A 19,743-nucleotide genomic window follows, 5' to 3' on the forward strand; every position below is an offset into this window, starting at 1 on the left:
ATGATATTTATATATTGAGATTTTCCTGCACCAAGGTTTATAGTCCGTTCCACTCACTGCCAATAAACAGAACAGGTGAAGCGGATGCAGGCGCAATTGATCGCGCTCGATTGGGGGACCACCTCACTACGGGCTTATAAAATCGCCGCCGGAGGCCAAGTGCTCGAACAGCGTTCGCTGTCGTCGGGGATCATGCAGTTGCCCTCGGGGCCGCGGACCGTGGCGGGGCAGGTCTGCATAGACGGATTTGAATTGGCCTTCGATGAGGCGTGTGGCGACTGGCTGGACGCACAGCCGGACCTGCCTGTCATCGCCTGCGGCATGGTCGGCAGCGCCCAGGGTTGGCGCGAAGCGCCTTACTGCGGCACGCCTGCCAACGTCGCCAACCTCGGACATTCCCTGCAAACCGTTCGCAGCCTTCGCGGTGTCGATGTGCACATCGTGCCCGGCGTGATCCAGCGTTCGCGGTTGCCCAATGTCATGCGTGGTGAAGAAACCCAGGTGCTTGGCGCGCTGCACAGTTTGCCGAACGAAGCCGTACTGATCGGCCTGCCCGGCAGTCATTCGAAATGGGTGGAGGTGGTCGACGGCTGCATCGTGCATTTCGATACCTTCATGACCGGCGAAATCTTCGCCGTTCTCAGTGACCACAGCATTCTCGGACGCACTCAACAGCGTGGCGCGGCGTTCGACGGCCAGGCGTTCGATCGCGGTGTGCGGGTGGCCTTGTCTCCCGACGGTCAGGCCGGTCCGTTGTCCACCGTGTTCAGCGCCCGCAGCCTGGGGCTCACCGGTGAACTTGGCGCGAACGCCCAAGCGGACTATCTCTCCGGCCTGTTGATCGGCCATGAGCTGACGGCGCTGGCAGCGGTGCAACGTCAACGACGCAACAGCGTTCATCTGCCCGCCGTGGTGTTGATCGGCAACTCTCAACTCTGTGCCCGTTATCAGCGGGCCCTCGACGCCTGCGGTTTCGCCCGGGTGACCCTGGCCGAACAGGCCACCGAACGTGGTTTGTGGCAACTGGCCCTGGCGGCCGGGCTACTTGATCGCTGAACTTGACTGGAGGTCTGACATGCTCACACAAGCACTGGCGCAAAACGGGCTGATCGCGATTCTTCGCGGTTTGCGTCCCGAGGAGGCGGCCGCTGTCGGCGAAGTCCTTTACAGCGCCGGATTTCGCGTCATCGAAGTGCCGCTCAATTCCCCCGAGCCGTACGAAAGTATCCGCATCCTGCGCAGTACCTTGCCCGCCGATTGCCTGATCGGTGCCGGCACTGTGCTGACGCCGGAGCAGGTGGAGCAGGTCAAGGCCGCTGGCGGTCAGGTGATCGTCATGCCCCACAGCGATCCGAAAGTACTGCGCGCGGCCAAAGCAGCGGGGTTGTACCTGTCCCCGGGCGTCGCCACCCCGACCGAGGCGTTTGCCGCGTTGGCCGAAGGCGCCCATGTGTTGAAGATGTTTCCCGCCGAGCAGATGGGCCCGGCGGTGGTCAAGGCCTGGCTTGCGGTATTGCCGTCCGGGACCGTGCTGGTGCCGGTGGGTGGGATTACCCCGGACAACATGGCGGCGTTCGTCGAGGCGGGCGTGAAGGGCTTTGGCCTCGGTTCCGGGTTGTTCAAGCCGGGCCTGACGGCCGATGAAGTGGCGGTACGCGCCAAGGCTTACGTGGCCGCGTGGAAGGCTCTGAACTAAAGATTTTTCCGGCGCTCGGCGCTGCATCCAATAAGAGAGACAACAAGATGAAAATCACCAAACTGACCACCTTTATCGTTCCGCCGCGCTGGTGCTTCCTCAAGGTCGAAACCGACGAAGGCGTGACCGGTTGGGGCGAGCCCGTGGTCGAAGGTCGTGCCCACACGGTGGCGGCTGCCGTTGAAGAATTGTCTGACTACCTGATTGGCAAAGACCCACGCAATATCGAGGACATCTGGACCGTGCTGTATCGCGGCGGCTTCTACCGCGGCGGCGCGGTGCACATGAGTGCCCTGGCCGGCATCGACCAGGCGTTGTGGGACATCAAGGGAAAGGCGCTGGGGGTGTCGGTCAGTGATTTGCTCGGTGGCCAGGTGCGGGACAAGATCCGTGTCTATTCCTGGATCGGCGGCGACCGTCCGGCAGACACCGCCCGCGCCGCGAAAGAGGCGGTAGGGCGCGGGTTCACCGCCGTGAAGATGAACGGCACCGAAGAGCTGCAATTCCTCGACACCTTTGAAAAAGTCGACCTGGCCCTCGCCAACGTTGCGGCAGTGCGCGACGCGGTGGGACCGAACGTCGGCATCGGCGTGGACTTCCACGGTCGGGTCCACAAGCCCATGGCCAAGGTGCTGATGAAGGAACTCGACCCCTACAAGCTGATGTTCATAGAAGAACCGGTGCTCAGCGAAAACTATGAAGCCCTCAAGGAGCTGGCGCCGCTGACCAGCACGCCGATTGCCTTGGGTGAGCGGTTGTTTTCCCGTTGGGATTTCAAGCGTGTGCTCAGCGAAGGCTACGTGGACATCATCCAGCCTGATGCATCCCACGCCGGCGGCATCACCGAAACCCGCAAGATCGCCAACATGGCCGAAGCCTACGACGTGGCGCTGGCATTGCATTGCCCGCTGGGCCCCATCGCCCTGGCGGCTTGCCTGCAACTGGACGCGGCCTGCTACAACGCGTTCATCCAGGAACAGAGCCTGGGCATTCACTACAACGAGAGCAACGACCTGCTGGATTACGTCAAGGATGCGCGGGTGTTCGATTACGAAAAAGGTTTCGTGAAGATCCCTAATGGCCCGGGCCTGGGCATCGAGATCAACGAGGAGTACGTCATCGAGCGTGCCGCCGTCGGACACCGCTGGCGCAATCCGATCTGGCGGCATGCCGATGGCAGTTTTGCGGAGTGGTGATTGAGGCCTGATCACACTGTGCAAGCCATGGAATCCTGTGGGAGCAAGGCTTGCCCGCGATGCAGGCGATGCGTTTTCCAGACGGACCGCGTCATCGTTCATCGCGGGCAAGCCTTGCTCCCACAGAGGCTCGCTCCACTTTTGCCGCATTCGACAAATATAAAAAGAGGCACCTCACATGCAAGCGCACACCTTGAGCGCGCAGGCGTCGTTGGTGACGCCCAGCCGCAAGCGTTTTTTCATCATGGTCCTGCTGTTCATCACCGTCGTGATCAACTACCTGGACCGCAGCAACCTGTCCATCGCCGCCCCCGCGCTGACCAGCGACCTGGGTATCGATCCGATTCATGTCGGGCTGATCTTCTCGGCGTTCGGCTGGACCTACGCCGCCATGCAGATCCCCGGGGGCTGGCTGGTGGACCGGGTGCCGCCGCGCATTCTCTACAGCGCCGCGCTGTTGCTGTGGTCGGTGGCGACGGTAATGCTGGGTTTTGCCGCCAGTTTCATCGCATTGTTCGTGTTGCGCATGGCGGTCGGTGCGCTGGAAGCGCCGGCTTATCCGATCAACAGCCGTGTGGTCACCACTTGGTTTCCTGAACGCGAACGGGCCACGGCCATCGGCTTCTACACCTCCGGGCAGTTTGTCGGCCTGGCGTTCCTGACGCCTGTGCTGGCCTGGCTGCAGCACGCGTTCGGCTGGCACATGGTGTTCGTGGCAACCGGCGCGGTGGGCATTCTCTGGGCGGTGATCTGGTACGCCGTGTACCGCGAACCCCGTGATTTCAAAGGGGCCAACGCGGGTGAAATCGAACTGATCCGCGAAGGTGGCGGGTTGGTGGATATCCAGGCCGACACGGCCAAGGCCAAGGCGAAATTCAGCTGGAGCGACCTGGGCATCGTCCTGTCCCAGCGCAAATTGTGGGGCATCTACCTGGGCCAGTTCTGCCTGAACTCCACGCTGTGGTTTTTCCTGACCTGGTTCCCGACCTACCTGGTGAAATATCGCGGCATGGATTTCATCAAGTCCGGTCTGCTCGCGTCGTTGCCATTTCTCGCGGCGTTCGTCGGCGTGCTGTGTTCCGGTTTCTTTTCCGACTGGCTGATCCGTCGTGGCACCAGCGTAGGTTTTGCACGCAAGCTGCCGATCATTGGCGGGTTGCTGATCTCCACGTCGATCATCGGTGCCAATTTTGTCGAATCGACGCCGCTGGTGATCGCTTTCCTGGCGCTGGCGTTCTTCGGTAATGGGCTGGCTTCGATCACCTGGTCGCTGGTGTCCACCTTGGCGCCGGCGCGTCTGCTCGGACTGACGGGCGGGGTGTTCAACTTCATCGGTAATCTCGCCGCCATTGCCACGCCGATTGTGATTGGTTTCCTGGCCAACGGCGATTCGTTTGCCCCGGCCATCACCTATATCGCTGTACTGGCATTGGCAGGTGCGCTGTCTTACATCCTGCTGGTGGGTAAGGTCGAGCGCATCGAGTTGTAGTCCGACGGGGCGGGCGACCATAATGCCGCCCGTTCCCCGATCACTGTTGAAGGCCGGATATGCAGCAAGACGATCCAAAAATCACCAAGGACGCAGCGCCTACAGGCACCCAGACATTGCTGCGCGGCCTGGGTGTGGTCCAGGCGGTTGCCAGCGGTGCGCGGGACTTGAAGGAGATCGCCCGGCTGATCGGCACCACCCGTAGCACCACACATCGCCTGGCTAGTTGCCTGGTGGACGAACGTTACCTGCGCGTGGTGCCGCAAGTGGGCTACCTGCTGGGGCCCAAGTTGATCGAGCTGGGTTTCCAGGCGCGCGAAGAGTTACCGCTGGTAAACCTGGCGGGGCCGTATCTGGATGAGCTGTCGGCGCTGACCGGCGACACGGTGCATCTGGCGATTCGCGAGGGCGACGAGGTCTTGTACCTGTTGAAGAATCCGGGCCGCTACGGTCCGGAGATGCGTTCCCGCGTAGGTCATCGCATGCCGTTGGCACGCACGGGGATCGGCAAGGCGCTGATGTTGGACGACACCGAGGAGCAGTGGCAAAGGTTGTTTGAAATCAGCCAACCAGCGGCAGGGAAAAATCAGTTCTGGCCGCAGCATCAGGAGCAATCCTGGGAGCAGTTCCAGCAGCGGATGCGAGAATATGTGGCGGGAGGCTACGCGTTCGACCTGGAAGACAACGAACCCTCGATTCGCTGCGTGGCGGCGCCGATCCGCGATGCGGGCAAGCGCATCGTTGCGGGTATCAGCATTGCCAGCACCGTGCCTTACATGCCGCTGGAAAAAATGGCCGAGCTGATTCCCCTGGTCAAAGGAGTCACGGCCCGGCTGTCGGCGGAGTTGGGCGCCAAGGTCTGATTAGTGGCCTGTGTGGCTTCAGGCCTTGAGGGTCGCCATGTCGATGACGAAGCGGTATTTGACGTCGCCGGCGATCATGCGGCTGTACGCTTCATTGATCTGACGGATGTCGAGCATCTCGATGTCGCAGCTGATGTTGTGCTCGGCGCAGAAATCCAGCACTTCCTGGGTTTCGGCGATTCCGCCAATCAACGATCCGGCCAGGACCCGACGGCCCATGATCAAATTGGCCGCATGGACCGGCGGATCGATCGGCTCGACCAGGCCTACCAGGATGTGCACACCGTCGAACCGCAGGGTGCTCAGGTACGGGTTGAGGTCGTGCTGCACCGGAATGGTGTCCAGCAGGTAGTTGAACCGACCGGCCGCGGCGGCCATCTGTTCGGCATCGGTGGACACGATCACATGGTCGGCGCCCTGGCGACGGGCTTCTTCGGCCTTGCTGGCCGAGCGGGTGAACAACGTCACTTCCGCACCCATGGCCTTGGCGAACTTGATGCCCATGTGGCCCAGTCCGCCCATGCCCAACACGCCGACCTTGTCGCCGGCTTTTACGCCAAAGTGCTTGAGGGGCGAGTAGGTGGTGATGCCGGCACAGAGAATCGGAGCGGCGCTGGCCGGGTCGAGCGCGGCCGGGATGCGCAGCACAAAATGCTCCTTGACCACGATGCTGTTGGAGTAACCGCCCATGGTGTGCCCGCCGCTGACACGATCCGGGCTGGCATAGGTCTGGGTCATGCCCTCTAAACAGAATTGTTCCAGGTCGGCGCGACAGGCATCGCATTGGCGGCAGGAGTCGACCATACAGCCGACGCCCACCAGGTCGCCAACCTTATAACGCGTAACATTCGCACCGACGGCGGTAACCTTGCCTACGATTTCGTGGCCGGGCATCAGCGGATAAACAGCGATGCCCCATTCGTTGCGGGCCTGGTGGATATCGGAGTGGCAGACGCCACAGTAGAGAATGTCGATTGCCACGTCGTCGGCCTGCGGGCTGCGCCGTTCGAACTTCATGGGGGCGAGGGGGGCGGTGGGCGACTGGGCGGCGTATCCGATGGCGGTGTACATAATGAACCTCGCTGAGCAGTGAACAATGAGGCGATCTATTCTGGTAGCCGTGACGACATGGGGCGATGGCGATTCCTACGGGTGTCATGCCTAATCCTCCGGCCTTGGCCGTGAATTGATCCTATGGAGTGCCAGACCTGCGATGATGTTCCTATCCCTTTTTCCGTGAAGTCTTTCCCATGTTGTTGACCCGCCATCTCGATGCCAACGCGGCGCTGGTTTCGCTGATCGAACCCTTGGCCAACCGTGACGGTTTCATCCCTACGCGATTGCCTGGCGTGCAAGTGCTGCGGTGTAGCCAGGATATTGCCCGTGGTCCGCAGCTTTACGAACCGAGCCTGGTCATCATCGCCCAGGGCAGCAAACTGGCGTACCTGGGGCCTCGCACGCTGGAATACGGCGCGGGGCATTACCTGATCCAGGCGTTGCCGGTGCCGTTCGAGTGCGAAACCTATGCCATGCCCGATGCTCCGCTGCTCGGGATTTCCGTTGCGATCGATCGGGCGATGTTGGGTGAGTTGGTGCTGGCCATGGGGTTGACGCCGGGACGAAGCCTGGCAGCCCAGACGCCGGAGTCCATGACCAGCGCCGAGCTCGATGACGCCATGCGTGGCTGTGTCGAACGTCTGTTGCAGTGCTTGCACGATCCGTTGGAGTGCCAGGTCATGGGCCAGGCGCGGCTGCGGGAGCTGCTGTTCGTTGCCTTGCGCGGACCCCAGGCTGACGTATTGCGGGCGTTGGTGGAACAGCATGGGCAGTTTGCCCGGATTGCCGCGGCCCTGAGTCATCTGCATGCGCATTTCACCGAGCCGTTGAACGTCGAGACATTGGCCAGTTGCGCCAACATGAGCGCGTCGACGTTTCATGAGCATTTCAAGCGCAGCACGTTGCTCTCGCCGGTGCAGTACCTCAAGCGTTTGCGTCTGCTGAAGGCGCAACGGTTGTTGCTCGTCGAAGGGTTGGGCGTGGCGCAGGTGGCGCATCAGGTGGGGTATCAGAGCTCGTCGCAGTTCAGTCGGGAGTACAAGCGTTATTTCGAGCGTAGCCCAGGGGAAGAGCGCGCGGCTTGATCCACTGAAGATCCCTGTGGGAGCGGGCTTGCTCGCGAAAGCGGCCTATCAGTCAGCCGTGTTGTTACTGACATCTCGCCTTCGCGAGCAAGCCCGCTCCCACATTCCGGACTCGGTGTTTCTTGAAATAGCACGCAACAAAAAGGCCCCCATTGCGGGAGCCTCGTTGTTCAGCGAATCGGCTTACATGTTCGGGTAAGTCGGCCCACCGGCGCCTTCCGGCGTCACCCAGGTAATGTTCTGCGCCGGATCCTTGATGTCGCAGGTCTTGCAGTGCACGCAGTTCTGGGCGTTGATCTGGAAGCGCTTCTCGCCGTCTTCCTGGGTTACCACTTCGTAGACACCGGCCGGGCAGTAGCGCTGGGCCGGTTCGTCGTACAGCGGCAGGTTCTTGCCGATCGGGATGCTCGGGTCGGTCAGCTTCAGGTGGCAGGGCTGTTCTTCTTCATGGTTGGTACCGGAGATGAACACCGAGCTGAGTTTGTCGAAGCTGAGCTTGCCGTCCGGTTTCGGGTAGTCGATCTTTTTGCAATCGGCCGCCAGCTTGAGGCAGGCATAGTCCGGCTTGTTGTCGTGCAGGGTGAACGGCAGCTTGCCGCCGAAGATGTTCTGGTCGAGCCAGTTGAAGCCGCCGCCGATGATGGCGCCGTACTTGTGAATCGCGGCGCCGAAGTTGCGGCTGGCGAACAGCTCTTCGTGCAGCCAACTCTTCTTGAACGCGTCAACGTAAGTAGTCAGCTCTTCAGTGCCATCTTTCTCGGCGAACAGCGCTTCAGCCACCGACTCAGCGGCGAGCATGCCGGACTTCATGGCGGTGTGGCTGCCCTTGATCTTGGCGAAGTTCAGGGTGCCGAGGTCGCAGCCGATCAGTGCGCCGCCCTTGAACACCATTTTCGGCAGCGAATTGAGGCCACCCTTGCAGATGGCACGGGCCCCGTAGCTGACGCGCTTGCCACCTTCCAGGTACTGCTTGAGCACCGGGTGGTGCTTGAGGCGCTGGAACTCGTCGAACGGCGACAGGAAGGTGTTGCTGTAGGACAGGTCGACGATCAGGCCGACCACCACCTGGTTGTTTTCCAGGTGATAGAGGAAGGAGCCGCCGGTGTTCTCGGTGCCCATGATGTCCAGCGGCCAGCCGGCGGTGTGGACCACCAGGCCGGGTTGGTGCTTGGCCGGGTCGATTTCCCAGATTTCCTTCAGGCCGATGCCGTAGTGCTGGGCGTCGGCCTCGCTGTCCAGGTTGAAACGCTTGATCAACTGCTTGCCGATGTGGCCACGGCAGCCTTCGGCGAACAGCGTGTACTTGGCGCGCAATTCCATGCCAGGGGTGTACAGGCCTTCTTTCGGATGGCCTTCGCGGTCGACCCCCAGGTCGCCGGTGATGATCCCGCGGACCACGCCGTTCTCGTCGAACAGCGCTTCCTGGGCGGCGAAGCCCGGGTAGATTTCCACGCCCAGGTTCTCGGCCTGCTGGGCCAGCCAGCGGCACAGGTTGCCCAGGGAAATAATATAGTTGCCTTCGTTGTGCATGGTCTTGGGCACGAAGAAGTCAGGGATTTTGCTCGCGGTGTCGGCGTTTCTCAGGACATAAATGTCATCGCGCTTGACGGGCGTGTTCAGTGGCGCACCCAGTTCTTTCCAGTCCGGGAACAGCTCGTTCAGGGCGCGGGGTTCGAACACGGCGCCGGAGAGGATGTGCGCACCGACTTCGGAGCCTTTTTCCACCACGCAGACGCTGATTTCCTTACCGGCTTCGGTGGCCTTCTGTTTCAGTCGGCAAGCGGCAGACAGGCCAGCGGGGCCGGCACCGACGATGACCACGTCGAATTCCATGTATTCGCGTTCCACAGGCTATCTCCTACTCAAGGCTCAGCGGTTTTTTCTAATTGGAGGTTTGGCGTTGCATCCATTGTTTCCTTCACCGCAGCGACGAAAGCGACAATGGATGACCCGCGATTCTCTCTTGGGGGCGCATTATATCTACACCACTCTCAGGGTCCAATACAAACGTTTGTTTGAAATCGCTGGAGGCCCGGTAAATCACTGACGTACGGCTTATGACTGGCTATTTTGCCGTATTGACCGGAATAGGTGTTCCGGTCAAGATACGGGCGGTTTTGCGCTCGCCGTAGGCTGACTGTTGGTTTCAAGAGCACCTCTAAAGACAGGGCGAAGGCAGCACAAAGTGACGTAACGCGTGGTTCGGACGCGCAGTTTACACGCCGCGATAATGAATGACTCATCGGTCACCACTGACGAACGGTCTTCACTCCCGTGAGCAAGTCATGTGTGGTTCATGCCGGCGTTTTTAGAGGTGCCCTTGCGCCCATGAGCATCAACCGCCAGGTTCGCCTAGGCGACTTTCTATTCACCGGAGAGTAACGAGGAATCCATGAAGGTTCTTGTAGCTGTCAAACGAGTGGTCGACTATAACGTCAAGGTTCGCGTCAAGGCGGACAACTCCGGCGTCGACCTCGCCAACGTCAAGATGTCGATGAACCCTTTCTGCGAAATCGCCGTAGAAGAAGCCGTACGCCTGAAAGAAAAAGGCGTGGCGACTGAGATCGTCGTTGTCTCCATCGGTCCGACCACTGCCCAGGAGCAACTGCGCACCGCGCTGGCGCTGGGTGCCGATCGCGCCATCCTCGTCGAATCCGCCGAAGACCTGACTTCCCTGGCCGTGGCCAAGCTGCTCAAGGCCGTCATCGATAAGGAACAGCCACAGCTGGTGATCCTCGGCAAGCAGGCCATCGACAGCGACAACAACCAGACCGGCCAGATGCTCGCTGCATTGAGCGGCTACGGTCAGGGTACCTTCGCATCGAAAGTCGAAGTGTCCGGCGACAGCGTTGCCGTGACCCGTGAAATCGATGGCGGTGCGCAGACCGTTTCCCTGAAGCTGCCGGCCATCGTCACCACCGACCTGCGTTTGAACGAGCCGCGCTATGCGTCTCTGCCAAACATCATGAAAGCCAAGAAGAAGCCGCTTGAAGTGCTGACGCCTGACGCTTTGGGCGTTTCCACCGCTTCCACCAACAAGACCGTCAAAGTCGAAGCGCCGGCTGCACGCAGCGCGGGTATCAAGGTCAAGTCGGTGGCTGAACTGGTCGAGAAACTGAAAAACGAAGCGAAGGTGATCTGATCATGACTATCCTCGTAATCGCCGAACACGATAACAAAGTGCTGGCTCCAGCCACGCTGAACACCGTTGCTGCCGCTGCCAAGATCGGTGGCGACATCCACGTGCTGGTGGCCGGGCAGGGCGCTGGCGCCGTTGCCGAAGCATCCGCGAAAATCGCTGGCGTGGCTAAAGTGCTGTCCGCTGACAACGCCGCCTATGCGCACCAGTTGCCGGAAAACGTTGCGCCGCTGGTCGCTGAGCTGGGCAAGGGCTACAGCCACATCCTGGCTGCCGCCACGTCCAACGGCAAGAACATCCTGCCACGGGTTGCCGCTGCGCTGGACGTCGACCAGATCTCCGAGATCATCTCGGTGGAAAGCGCCGACACCTTCAAGCGCCCGATCTACGCCGGTAACGCCATCGCGACCGTGCAGTCGACCGCTTCGGTCAAGGTCATCACCGTGCGTGCCACCGGTTTCGACCCGGTTGCCGCCGAAGGTGGCTCGGCTGCCGTTGAGGCCGTAGGCGCTGCCCACGACGCGGGCATTTCCAGTTTCGTCAACGAAGAACTGGCCAAGTCCGACCGTCCTGAACTGACCGCTGCCAAGATCGTCGTTTCCGGCGGCCGCGGCATGCAGAACGGTGACAACTTCAAACACCTGTACGCCCTGGCCGACAAGCTGGGCGCTGCTGTCGGCGCTTCCCGCGCGGCGGTCGACGCAGGTTTCGTACCCAACGACATGCAGGTCGGCCAGACCGGCAAGATCGTTGCGCCACAGCTGTACATTGCCGTTGGTATCTCCGGCGCGATCCAGCACTTGGCCGGTATGAAGGACTCCAAGGTGATCGTTGCGATCAACAAGGATGAAGAGGCGCCGATTTTCCAGGTGGCCGACTACGGCCTGGTAGCGGACCTGTTCGAAGCTGTTCCCGAGTTGGAGAAGCTGGTCTAATCCGGCATCTTCACTTATAAAGAGCCCGGCCTTTTGGCCGGGTTTTTTATTTTCGCACTGTCCGCTTTCAAGGGAGCGCATCGCCATGGAGCTTCGCCATTTGGCCAGTTGGTCGTTGTCATGGGTACTGGCATGCCTGCCCTCGGTGTCTGTCGCCGCCGGCAAGTGCGAGCGACTGATCGCCACCGGCAGTCCGGATGCGCCGCCTTACCTCTGGCAAGATCCCCAGGATCCCAAGCACTTGATCGGCGCCGGTGCCGACCTGCTGACACAAGTGGCAGGAGAGTTGGGCATCAAGGTCGAATTGCTCTACGCGGGCAAGCGTGCCCAGGCGCTGGAGGAGGTGCGCAGCGGGCGCATGGACCTGCTCACCGATGCTCCGCTGACCCCGACCGGACTTGATTCCCTGGACTACGTCCATCCGCCCTTGTTGGAAAACGACTACTTGGTCTGGACCCGCAAGGGGTCGACACTGGTCGTCAATCGCCCAGAGGACCTTCACGGGCATCCCGGTGCGTTGTCGGAAAAAGCTCGGATGACCCAGGGATTCAGCACTTTTGCAGAGAAGCAATTGTCCCTGACCCGTACCGCCAACTTAACCCAGGCCTTTCAGAAACTGCTGCTGGGAGAGGTTGAATATGTCCTGGCGGGTCGCTATTCGGGCCTGGCGATGGCGCAGACACTGGGCATGGCGAATGATCTACAGGCCACAGCGCAACCGGTGGACAAACCGGGTCTGTTCCTCGCGGTTTCCCATAACTCCGCCTGCAATGAGCCATGGTTACGCGGACAGCTGGCGCAAAAGATGACAGAATTGGCCGCGTCCGGCCTGACTGAGGCTGTGTTGCAGCGCAATCTCGAGCGTTGGAACATGCAGTCGCAGCCATCTGTCAGTGCCCCAAAACAGTAGGGAATATTTGTGATTATTCGACCTCTTTTCGCTGCCCTGGCCGTTCTGGCTCTGGCGGGCTGCGCGGCCGATCCGGCGCCGAATGAACAGATCCGCCTGACCGAACAGGCACTGGAACAAGCCCGGGCGGTGGGAGCCACCGCCGACGAAGTGCCCGAGCTGAAACTGGCCGAAGAAAAGTTCGCCAGGGCCAAGGGCAACATGGCCGATGAGTCGTACAAAAAGGCCCGCATGCGTGCCGAGCAGGCCGAGCTGGATGCCCGCCTGGCTGAAGCGAAGGTGCTGACCCTCAAGAGCCAGGAGCAAGTGAGCGTGCTCGAAACCCGCATCGCACGCTTGCGTAAACAGCTGAGGGAGGATGCCCAATGAAGCACTCCCGTATCGTTGGCGGTCTGGTCCTGCTGGGGTTGGCCAGTTTGTATGGTTGTGCGGGGCAACGCAGCGAGGCAGCGCTGGAAAAAGCCAGCGACGACTTCCAGAAGGTCAAGGAAGACTCTAACGTGTTACGTGCCGCACCCAAGGACGTGATACGTGCCGGTGAATCGCTGGCCCGTGCCGACCGGCTGTCCACGTACTGGGGCACTGGCGAAGATGTGCTGCATTACGCTTACCTCAGCCAGCGCTACAGTGAAATCGCCCGGGAGCACAGCAATCAGGTGCTCAACGAGGAACGCGCGACGAAACTCGAGCTGGAGCGCCAGCGCCTGCAATTGGCCTTGCGCGAGTCCAAGCTGCTCAGCGTCCAGCAGCAAGGCAAATGGCTGGAAGAGCAGATCAAGGAAATGGCGACGACCCAGACCGATCGCGGCCTGGTGATGACGCTCGGTGACGTCCTGTTCGACACTGGCGAAGCTGAACTCAAGAGTTCGGCCAACCGGCTCGTGCTCAAGATCGTGCAGTTCCTGCAGCTCAATCCCAAGCGCGTGGTGCGCATCGAAGGCTATACCGACAGCACCGGCGGCAAGCAGGAGAATCTGAAGTTGTCCCGTGACCGCGCACAGGCGGTGGCGGACGTGCTGGTGGACCTGGGGATCGATGAGAAACGCATCCAGGTCGAAGGCTACGGCGATCAGTTCCCGGTGGACGTCAACGCCACCGAGCGTGGCCGGGCGCAAAACCGTCGCGTAGAGATCGTGTTCTCCGACGAAAAGGGCCAGCTCGGCGCTGCCCGCTGAGGGCTGCGTCACTGGAAAACCCGGCCCCTGCAATGGCGCCGGGTTTTTTTGAGCCTGTGGATCGCATCATGAGAACAGTTGGGGCTGTCACTCCACTGTACTGTCGAGTAATCTGGCAACTGTCCCAGTACACTTCTAAACTGTTCCGGTATCGTTGCTCATAAGAATAAAATGCCCGTGAAATCGAGTGCTGCGCCATGACCAATCTCTTGCTCTATCAACGTATTGCACAGCAACTGGCCGAAGACATCCGCCGGGGTGTTTACCAGCCCGGTGAACGCGTGCCTTCGGTGCGCAAGATGAGTTCGCAGCTCAACGTCAGCCATGCGACGGTGCTACAGGCTTATGCCAATCTTGAAGACCAGGGATTGATCCGGGCGCGCCCACAATCAGGCTATTACGTGCACCAGACGCCCGCGCTCACGGCGTCGACCCCGGACATCGCTCGTGTGGAGCGTCCGGGTCTGGTGACCCGCAGCAGTATCATCCAGCAGGTGCTGGTCGAATCGCGGCGCGAAGGGGTGTTTCCACTGGGGGCCGCGGTACCCAGCGTCGATTACTTGCCTGTACGGGCGCTGCATCAACAGCTGGCCAAGGTTACGCGCTTTCACAGTCCTCGGGCGTTCAGCTACATGTTCAGCCCGGGCTTCGAGCCGTTGCGTCGTCAGGTGGCAATCCGCATGCGCGATGCCGGTGTGGTGGTCGACCCCTCTGAAGTGGTGATCACCCACGGCTGTGTCGATGCGCTGCAAATGTCCCTGCGGGTCCTGACCCGGCCAGGGGATCTGATCGCCGCCGAGTCACCCACCTACTATGGCTTGTTGCAACTGGCGGATCTGCTGGGCCTCAAGGTCATCGAGATTCCGAGCGACCCGGTGACTGGTATGAGTCTGGAAGCCCTTCAACTGGCGGCCAACCAGTGGTCGATCAAGGCGTTGGTGCTGACCACCCGCTTGAGCAACCCCCTTGGCGGTACCATGCCTGAAGAGCGGCAGAAACACCTGCTGCGCCTGGCGTCGGACTTCGACATCCAGATCGTCGAGGACGACATTTATGGCGAATTGATGTTCGAGCAGGGGCGTACCAAGGCACTCAAGGCTTACGACCGGCTGGACCGGGTCATCTACTGTTCGAGTTTTTCCAAGACCTTGTCGCCGGGCGTACGCATCGGTTGGATGATTGCCGGAAAGTTCCAGCAGGAGATCCAGCGGCTCCAGACCTTCAGTACTCACTCGGCCTGCAGCGTCACGCAGATGGGGATTGCTGCTTATTTGGAAAACGGCGGCTATGACCGCCACCTTCGCTACATCCGCCAGGAATACCGCAAGAACCTCAGTGCCTTCCAGTTGGCTGTGCAGCAACATTTTCCCGAGGGCACGCAGATGAGCCGTCCCACCGGAGGGTTCATTCTGTGGGTCAGCCTGCCGGGGCGGGTCAATACCCAGGAACTGCATGTCCGGGCGCTGCAGCAAGGCATCAGCATTGCGCCGGGGTTGATCTTCAGTAACACCGAGCAGTTCAACCACTGCATCCGCCTGAACTGTGGCATACCCTGGAATCGCGAGGCGGAACGGGCCTTGATGACGTTGGGGCTGCTCGCCACGCAGTTGTGCCAGGAAACGACCGGTGGTTTCTTTTAGGCTTTACGCAATCGTTCAAAGATCAGCGTATTGAGTTGATGTGCTTGTCAGCGCCCTGATATCGGGCGAGCATGTGGTTCTCTGTCATAACTGCCAGTGTATTTATGAAAGTCATTGCTCCTGCTGCCTGGATTTTGATCGGCCTGTTGACTGCCTTCCATGCCGAGGGCGTCCTGGCTGCTTCGACGCAGGAGAAACCGACCGCCAGCGACACGAAAAAGGTGTCGAAAAAAACAGCGGCGGTGAAACAGGCTCCGGCCAAAAAAGCAGCGTCTACGACGAAGAAACGACCCCCCATCGCTTCCAAGACCAAGTCGGCCCGGGAAGTTGCCAAGACGCCTTTGCCACCGGCCAGGCTGGACCTGAGCCTGCCTCATGAAATGGTCGAGGAGCTCGAGCCGCCGGGAAAAGTCCCTCTACCCAAGCGTGAGCCCTTGCTGCCGTCGATGTTCGAAGGGAAGCCCGGTCCGTTCCAGCTCAATGGTCGCCTGCTCAGTAACGAAATGCAGCTGCCGTTGCGTAATCAGGAACGTAATGAGGTCGAAGGGGCCGCGTTGGACTTCGAATTCAAACAATGACCTCCGGCGAGCTGTCGCTGACTGTCCGGTCATCCTCATCGAGCAAAAAAACGCGTCCGCGGTAATTTAAAACGAGCGTTTTAGCCGTTACTCTGTGTTGCGTTATTTATCCGTTTCCTGTCGTGAGGATGTTGACGTCATGAAATGCCGCGAAGGCTGTGGCGCCTGTTGCATTGCCCCTTCCATCAGCTCGTCGATTCCCGGCATGCCCCAGGGCAAGCCTGCCGGCGAACGTTGCGTGCAATTGTCAGTCGATAACCTGTGCCAGATCTTCGGGCAGCCGGAACGTCCGGCGGTGTGTTCGGGATTTGCGGCCGATATCGAAGTCTGCGGCAACAGCCGTGAAGAAGCCATCCGACTCCTTGGGTGGTGGGAACAGGTCACCGCAGCGTAACGGGGGATGGGTCTGAAAGATCCGCCATGATGAAGAAACTTAACGAACGGACTTGAACAATAAGGAAAACACTATGGGTTCGCTGCATCGTATGGCTGTGTCGTGTGGTCTGGTCGTTCTGTTGGCGACGGCAAACGCCCAGGCCGAAGACTGGAAAGTCGCCAAGGAGCAGGACGGCATCAAGGTTTCCCTCAGTGAAGTGGCCGGTTCCAAATACAAGGCTTACCGTGGCGTGACCGTCATAAAAACCTCCCTGGCCAAATTGCGCGCCCTTCAGGAAGACGTTCCGGGTGCCTGTGCCTGGATTCATGAATGTAACACCCAGGAACTGATCAAGCATGAAGGTGACAAGAGCTGGACCTATACCCAGTTCAACACGCCGTGGCCGGTCACACCCCGGGACTCTGTGCTGGAGGTCACTACCGTTGAAGGCACCGATGGCAGCCTGACCCGGAACCTCAAGGGCGTACCGACTTATTTGCCTGAGAAAAAAGGTTTTGTACGGGTGACCCGGGTCGATGGCTTCTGGAAATTCACGCCCAAGGGCCCCGATCAGGTTGAGGTGATCTATCAGGTCCACACCGAGCCGGGTGGTGATGTACCGTCCTGGTTGGCCAACAAATTCGTGGTGGACGCGCCATTCAACACCTTGAAAGCCTTGAGAGAGCGCGCCGAAAAGTAATCGGCATGGCTTGGTGAAGAAGACCGCCCGTGAGGCGGTCTTTTCATGTGTACCGTTCAGTGACTCAGCGGAACGATTATTCCGCCGCCAATGTCGAGATAGAGGTAAGCCCGGCCATGAATTGATCGAGGAGACAGCAATGCAAAAGTGGGAAATCACTTTCGTTGATGACCACGGCGATGCCATCGCCGAGCAGTTCGACTATGACCAGGAGCCCACCATGGAGCAGGCGGCACATTTGATTCGCGAAAGACTGCTTCCGGTGTCCGCCAAGCTGGATCTCAATGATCTGGAAGGGCGCACCGAGGAGCCGACGGTCAAGAACCTCAAATCCCAACACGCCATCGAAATCATCCGCATTAAACCGATTTCATGAAGTCATGGCCTGGCCCCGCTTGGCAGTGGCGATGACTTGCGGCTACTCTGCACTTGAGATCAGCGAAAGGATCGCCAAGGTCCGGTCTTGTCAGCTACATGCTTGTGTCCCGACGGTCAGTTGATGCCGTATTGCTTGCAATCCACGGGTTGCCTGCGCGGGAAGACGGAAAGTCTATCCATCGATTTGAGGAGGACGTTTCATGAGCACAGCCTATCAAGAAGACATCAGCACCCGCGTATTGCGCCGCATGAAAGAAGGCGGGTTCGATTTCTCACAATTCCATCCCATCGAGTTCTACGCCATTTTCCCGGATGAGGAGCGGGCGCGCAGGGCGGCGGGTCATTTTCGGGGTGAGTCATTGAATGCACAGATCAGTGCACGGGACGACGGTGCGTGGTCATTGGAATTAAGCCGGGTAATGTACGCCACTTACGATGACATTGGCGACTTCGAGCAAGACTTCGAAGCGGTGGTGGAGCCGTTGGGAGGCGTCATTGAAGGTTGGGGCGTCAAACAGGAGATCCGGCGCTTGCAGGCCTGACATCTCGCGCTTGGCAACCGACAACGGCTGACTTTTGGGTTGGCCGTTTTCACTTGGAGGTCATATGAGGCTTTCGATCAGCCACGAAACGGCCTATCACTATGAAAACCAGGTTCGCGCAAGCATCCAATACCTGCGCCTGACGCCCCACGACAGCGAGCGCCAGCAGGTCTTGAGCTGGCAGCTCGATTTGCCTCGACCCGCACGGGCCCAGGTAGACCCCTTCGGCAACATTCTTCATGTACTCACCCTGGAAGAGCCTCACGAAACGGTCATTGTCGGCGCCCGTGGCCAAGTCGATATCGACCCGTTGCGCGAGGCCGAGCACGAGGCCCCGTCGGCGCTGCCGTTCCTGCGGTTCACCCGCCTGACCGAAGCGGACGAGGCCCTGAGCACCTTCGCTCGCGGGCAATGCGGGCATCGACGCGACCGTACGGCGTTGATCGATCTGATGCACGGGCTGAACGCGCACATGGCCTACGCGCCGGGCTCCGCCGAAATCGAGACCAGCGCAGCCCAGGCATTCGCCAGCCGCAGCGGGGTGTGCCAGGACCACACTCATGCGTTCCTGGCCTGCGCCCGCAGCCTGGGCGTACCGGCGCGCTATGTGTCGGGCTACGTCTACAGCGAAGGCAGCGAGCACCTGACCAGCCATGCCTGGGCAGAAGCCTGGCTCGACGGCGCCTGGTACAGTTTCGATGTGACCCATCAACTGGCCCGCCCCGAGCGGCACCTTAAGCTGGCCGTCGGCCTGGATTACCTGGATGCCTGCCCGATACGCGGCCTGCGTCGTGGCGGTGGGTGTGAGCAGATGCGCGCCAAGGTGGTAGTGGCACCGGCAACGGTGATCACCTTGCAGCAACAGTAACGCAGCACCTGCCCGGCCTGGAGGCGTGTCAACCTGACCTGGGCCTACTGGCCTGAAGGCTGTTTGCGTCCCGCCATGTGCTTGAGATACCCGACCAGCAGATCCAGCTCCGAGTCCGGCAGCACGCTCGCCGAGAACCCCGGCATTTTTCCCTGGGGCCAGCGACGTAAGCTTTGTGGATCGCGGATATAACGCTTGAGAAAATCCCCTGCAAAGTATTCGGTGGGGTTGAAGGGGATATTCAGATCCGGGCCAAACTGTGCATCACCCGCGCCATTGAGGCGATGGCATGCCAGGCAGTTTTTCTGGAACAGTTCGAAGCCTTTGTTGATGGGATCGTCCTTGGCCAACGCAGGTGCCGGCAGCAGGGCAGGGAAGCGTTCGGCCACCGCTGACAGGCGCTTGATGCTCGCCACTGCGTAGGGCCATTGCTCAGGGCTGATATGGCCTGCCTGTGGATCTGTCCAGACCAGGTAAAAAGGCCCGGCGCTGTGCTTGCCCTCACCCAGCGCAGGCCAGGGGTTGGCCGGGTCTTCGATCGCCAGCCAGGCTCTCGCGCCGCTCTTGTTGAGCAACGGCGCGGCGGGCAGTTCAGCGGCGAAACCGTCCAACGCCACGGCTTGCAGATGGTCCTCAGGTTTCACTTCGGTCAACAACGCCGTCAAGGGCACGGCGCGATAGGTCATCGCTTTCTTATAGGAAACATCATCAGTGATCCGGACCGTCTGGGCCTGCGGATGCTTGAGCAGTTCTTCGGTTTGCCAGGTGCGTGTATTCGCGCCCAGTTCCAGCGTCAGCTGGGCGGCGTACAGGGGCGTGCCGAGCAGCAACGCCCCGAGCATGATAAGAGCCTTCAATGGATCGCCTTCCATGTCGAGTGGGTGCGCAAAGGTTGGCACAGCCACTGTGGCCCTAACAACGAGCCCGTCGCTTTTTTTAACGAGGCAACACAGTATCGAGGCAGCTACTCGCGTATGGATTCAGCCGATCACCTTGGGGATGTTCGGGAGAATCAACAGTAGCGTTGTGGCGAAGAGAATGAGTCCGGCTTGACGAACTTTCGAATGTTTGAACATGGCTGACCCGCCTTTTTTGTTATTTCCTGAGCCAGCCTGCG

Annotated in this window: 21 protein-coding genes; 18 read left to right on the plus strand and 3 right to left on the minus strand. The window is 60.2% G+C overall.

Going from position 1 to position 19,743, the window contains the following annotated elements; genetic code table 11:
* The first annotated feature begins 84 nt into the window (after positions 1-84).
* The 5 genes from AD666_RS08635 to AD666_RS08655 all read left to right on the plus strand — a co-directional run bounded on the left by AD666_RS08635 (position 85) and on the right by AD666_RS08655 (position 5,244).
* A complete protein-coding gene (locus tag AD666_RS08635) occupies positions 85-1,056 on the plus strand; it encodes a 2-dehydro-3-deoxygalactonokinase (protein ID WP_053150230.1) in 972 nt (323 codons plus the stop codon).
* Between the two features lie 19 nt (positions 1,057-1,075).
* Positions 1,076-1,696 (plus strand): 2-dehydro-3-deoxy-6-phosphogalactonate aldolase, encoded by a 621-nt coding sequence (locus AD666_RS08640; protein WP_053150235.1) that lies wholly within the window; start codon positions 1,076-1,078, stop codon positions 1,694-1,696.
* Between the two features lie 47 nt (positions 1,697-1,743).
* The gene (gene dgoD / locus AD666_RS08645) at positions 1,744-2,892 is read left to right on the plus strand and encodes a galactonate dehydratase (RefSeq protein ID WP_053150238.1); all 1,149 of its coding nucleotides are present in this window, start codon (positions 1,744-1,746) and stop codon (positions 2,890-2,892) included.
* 178 nt (positions 2,893-3,070) lie between these two features.
* Entirely contained in the window at positions 3,071-4,381 is a 1,311-nt protein-coding gene (locus tag AD666_RS08650) for an MFS transporter (protein ID WP_053150243.1), read from the plus strand.
* 59 nt (positions 4,382-4,440) lie between these two features.
* Complete coding sequence (locus tag AD666_RS08655; RefSeq protein ID WP_053150246.1) at positions 4,441-5,244, plus strand: IclR family transcriptional regulator; 804 nt, start codon at positions 4,441-4,443, stop codon at positions 5,242-5,244.
* 18 nt (positions 5,245-5,262) lie between these two features.
* Here the strand turns inward: AD666_RS08655 and AD666_RS08660 are convergent, their stop codons facing one another.
* On the minus strand, positions 5,263-6,315 hold the full coding sequence (locus AD666_RS08660) for an NAD(P)-dependent alcohol dehydrogenase (RefSeq protein WP_053150249.1): 1,053 nt from the start codon (positions 6,313-6,315) through the stop codon (positions 5,263-5,265).
* A 179-nt stretch (positions 6,316-6,494) separates the two neighbouring features.
* Between AD666_RS08660 and AD666_RS08665 the strand changes: the two genes are divergently transcribed.
* Positions 6,495-7,385, plus strand: coding sequence for an AraC family transcriptional regulator (locus AD666_RS08665; protein WP_053150252.1), 891 nt, complete (start codon positions 6,495-6,497; stop codon positions 7,383-7,385).
* A 183-nt stretch (positions 7,386-7,568) separates the two neighbouring features.
* Here AD666_RS08665 and AD666_RS08670 read toward each other — a convergent pair whose 3' ends face one another.
* Complete coding sequence (locus AD666_RS08670) at positions 7,569-9,233, minus strand: electron transfer flavoprotein-ubiquinone oxidoreductase (protein WP_053150254.1); 1,665 nt, start codon at positions 9,231-9,233, stop codon at positions 7,569-7,571.
* Positions 9,234-9,777: 544 nt separating this feature from the next.
* On the opposite strand from AD666_RS08670, the gene AD666_RS08675 reads away from it, so the two are divergent.
* The 12 genes from AD666_RS08675 to AD666_RS08730 all read left to right on the plus strand — a co-directional run bounded on the left by AD666_RS08675 (position 9,778) and on the right by AD666_RS08730 (position 18,626).
* Positions 9,778-10,527 carry an electron transfer flavoprotein subunit beta/FixA family protein gene (locus tag AD666_RS08675; protein WP_053150257.1) on the plus strand — a complete coding sequence of 250 codons (750 nt, stop codon included), beginning with the start codon at positions 9,778-9,780 and terminating at the stop codon, positions 10,525-10,527.
* A 2-nt stretch (positions 10,528-10,529) separates the two neighbouring features.
* Complete coding sequence (locus AD666_RS08680; RefSeq protein ID WP_053150260.1) at positions 10,530-11,459, plus strand: electron transfer flavoprotein subunit alpha/FixB family protein; 930 nt, start codon at positions 10,530-10,532, stop codon at positions 11,457-11,459.
* An 85-nt stretch (positions 11,460-11,544) separates the two neighbouring features.
* The gene (locus AD666_RS08685) at positions 11,545-12,369 is read left to right on the plus strand and encodes an ABC transporter substrate-binding protein (RefSeq protein ID WP_053150263.1); all 825 of its coding nucleotides are present in this window, start codon (positions 11,545-11,547) and stop codon (positions 12,367-12,369) included.
* A gap of 9 nt (positions 12,370-12,378) precedes the next feature.
* Positions 12,379-12,738, plus strand: coding sequence for a DUF4398 domain-containing protein (locus tag AD666_RS08690; protein WP_053150265.1), 360 nt, complete (start codon positions 12,379-12,381; stop codon positions 12,736-12,738).
* The gene (locus tag AD666_RS08695) at positions 12,735-13,544 is read left to right on the plus strand and encodes an OmpA family protein (RefSeq protein ID WP_053150268.1); all 810 of its coding nucleotides are present in this window, start codon (positions 12,735-12,737) and stop codon (positions 13,542-13,544) included. Before AD666_RS08690 ends, AD666_RS08695 begins: the two co-directional genes overlap by 4 nt.
* 197 nt (positions 13,545-13,741) lie before the next feature.
* Positions 13,742-15,184, plus strand: a complete 1,443-nt coding sequence (locus AD666_RS08700) for a PLP-dependent aminotransferase family protein (RefSeq protein WP_053150272.1) — start codon at positions 13,742-13,744, stop codon at positions 15,182-15,184.
* 104 nt (positions 15,185-15,288) lie between these two features.
* The gene (locus AD666_RS08705) at positions 15,289-15,762 is read left to right on the plus strand and encodes a hypothetical protein (RefSeq protein WP_053150276.1); all 474 of its coding nucleotides are present in this window, start codon (positions 15,289-15,291) and stop codon (positions 15,760-15,762) included.
* Between the two features lie 139 nt (positions 15,763-15,901).
* Positions 15,902-16,156 (plus strand): YkgJ family cysteine cluster protein, encoded by a 255-nt coding sequence (locus tag AD666_RS08710; RefSeq protein WP_053150279.1) that lies wholly within the window; start codon positions 15,902-15,904, stop codon positions 16,154-16,156.
* A 73-nt stretch (positions 16,157-16,229) separates the two neighbouring features.
* Positions 16,230-16,838, plus strand: a complete 609-nt coding sequence (locus tag AD666_RS08715) for an START domain-containing protein (RefSeq protein ID WP_053150282.1) — start codon at positions 16,230-16,232, stop codon at positions 16,836-16,838.
* 139 nt (positions 16,839-16,977) lie between these two features.
* On the plus strand, positions 16,978-17,214 hold the full coding sequence (locus tag AD666_RS08720; RefSeq protein ID WP_053150286.1) for a hypothetical protein: 237 nt from the start codon (positions 16,978-16,980) through the stop codon (positions 17,212-17,214).
* Between the two features lie 202 nt (positions 17,215-17,416).
* Positions 17,417-17,758, plus strand: a complete 342-nt coding sequence (locus tag AD666_RS08725; protein WP_053150289.1) for a ribonuclease E inhibitor RraB — start codon at positions 17,417-17,419, stop codon at positions 17,756-17,758.
* A gap of 64 nt (positions 17,759-17,822) precedes the next feature.
* On the plus strand, positions 17,823-18,626 hold the full coding sequence (locus AD666_RS08730; protein WP_053150292.1) for a transglutaminase family protein: 804 nt from the start codon (positions 17,823-17,825) through the stop codon (positions 18,624-18,626).
* Between the two features lie 44 nt (positions 18,627-18,670).
* Here the strand turns inward: AD666_RS08730 and AD666_RS08735 are convergent, their stop codons facing one another.
* Positions 18,671-19,498 carry a cytochrome c gene (locus tag AD666_RS08735; RefSeq protein WP_053150295.1) on the minus strand — a complete coding sequence of 276 codons (828 nt, stop codon included), beginning with the start codon at positions 19,496-19,498 and terminating at the stop codon, positions 18,671-18,673.
* Positions 19,499-19,743 lie beyond the last annotated feature (245 nt).

The organism is Pseudomonas sp. Pf153 (assembly GCF_001269775.1).
Classification (GTDB): Bacteria; Pseudomonadota; Gammaproteobacteria; order Pseudomonadales; family Pseudomonadaceae; genus Aquipseudomonas; species Aquipseudomonas uvaldensis.

Coding starts and splice junctions, on each gene's coding strand:
- AD666_RS08700 (WP_053150272.1), top strand. CDS start 13,742: ATGACCAATCTCTTGCTCTATCAACGTATTGCACAGCAACTGGCCGAA.
- AD666_RS08705 (WP_053150276.1), top strand. CDS start 15,289: ATGAAAGTCATTGCTCCTGCTGCCTGGATTTTGATCGGCCTGTTGACT.
- AD666_RS08715 (WP_053150282.1), top strand. CDS start 16,230: ATGGGTTCGCTGCATCGTATGGCTGTGTCGTGTGGTCTGGTCGTTCTG.
- AD666_RS08675 (WP_053150257.1), top strand. CDS start 9,778: ATGAAGGTTCTTGTAGCTGTCAAACGAGTGGTCGACTATAACGTCAAG.
- AD666_RS08735 (WP_053150295.1), bottom strand. CDS start 19,498: ATGGAAGGCGATCCATTGAAGGCTCTTATCATGCTCGGGGCGTTGCTG.
- AD666_RS08665 (WP_053150252.1), top strand. CDS start 6,495: ATGTTGTTGACCCGCCATCTCGATGCCAACGCGGCGCTGGTTTCGCTG.
- AD666_RS08680 (WP_053150260.1), top strand. CDS start 10,530: ATGACTATCCTCGTAATCGCCGAACACGATAACAAAGTGCTGGCTCCA.
- AD666_RS08685 (WP_053150263.1), top strand. CDS start 11,545: ATGGAGCTTCGCCATTTGGCCAGTTGGTCGTTGTCATGGGTACTGGCA.
- AD666_RS08635 (WP_053150230.1), top strand. CDS start 85: ATGCAGGCGCAATTGATCGCGCTCGATTGGGGGACCACCTCACTACGG.
- AD666_RS08655 (WP_053150246.1), top strand. CDS start 4,441: ATGCAGCAAGACGATCCAAAAATCACCAAGGACGCAGCGCCTACAGGC.
- AD666_RS08650 (WP_053150243.1), top strand. CDS start 3,071: ATGCAAGCGCACACCTTGAGCGCGCAGGCGTCGTTGGTGACGCCCAGC.
- AD666_RS08730 (WP_053150292.1), top strand. CDS start 17,823: ATGAGGCTTTCGATCAGCCACGAAACGGCCTATCACTATGAAAACCAG.
- AD666_RS08720 (WP_053150286.1), top strand. CDS start 16,978: ATGCAAAAGTGGGAAATCACTTTCGTTGATGACCACGGCGATGCCATC.
- AD666_RS08640 (WP_053150235.1), top strand. CDS start 1,076: ATGCTCACACAAGCACTGGCGCAAAACGGGCTGATCGCGATTCTTCGC.
- dgoD (WP_053150238.1), top strand. CDS start 1,744: ATGAAAATCACCAAACTGACCACCTTTATCGTTCCGCCGCGCTGGTGC.
- AD666_RS08710 (WP_053150279.1), top strand. CDS start 15,902: ATGAAATGCCGCGAAGGCTGTGGCGCCTGTTGCATTGCCCCTTCCATC.
- AD666_RS08695 (WP_053150268.1), top strand. CDS start 12,735: ATGAAGCACTCCCGTATCGTTGGCGGTCTGGTCCTGCTGGGGTTGGCC.
- AD666_RS08660 (WP_053150249.1), bottom strand. CDS start 6,315: ATGTACACCGCCATCGGATACGCCGCCCAGTCGCCCACCGCCCCCCTC.
- AD666_RS08725 (WP_053150289.1), top strand. CDS start 17,417: ATGAGCACAGCCTATCAAGAAGACATCAGCACCCGCGTATTGCGCCGC.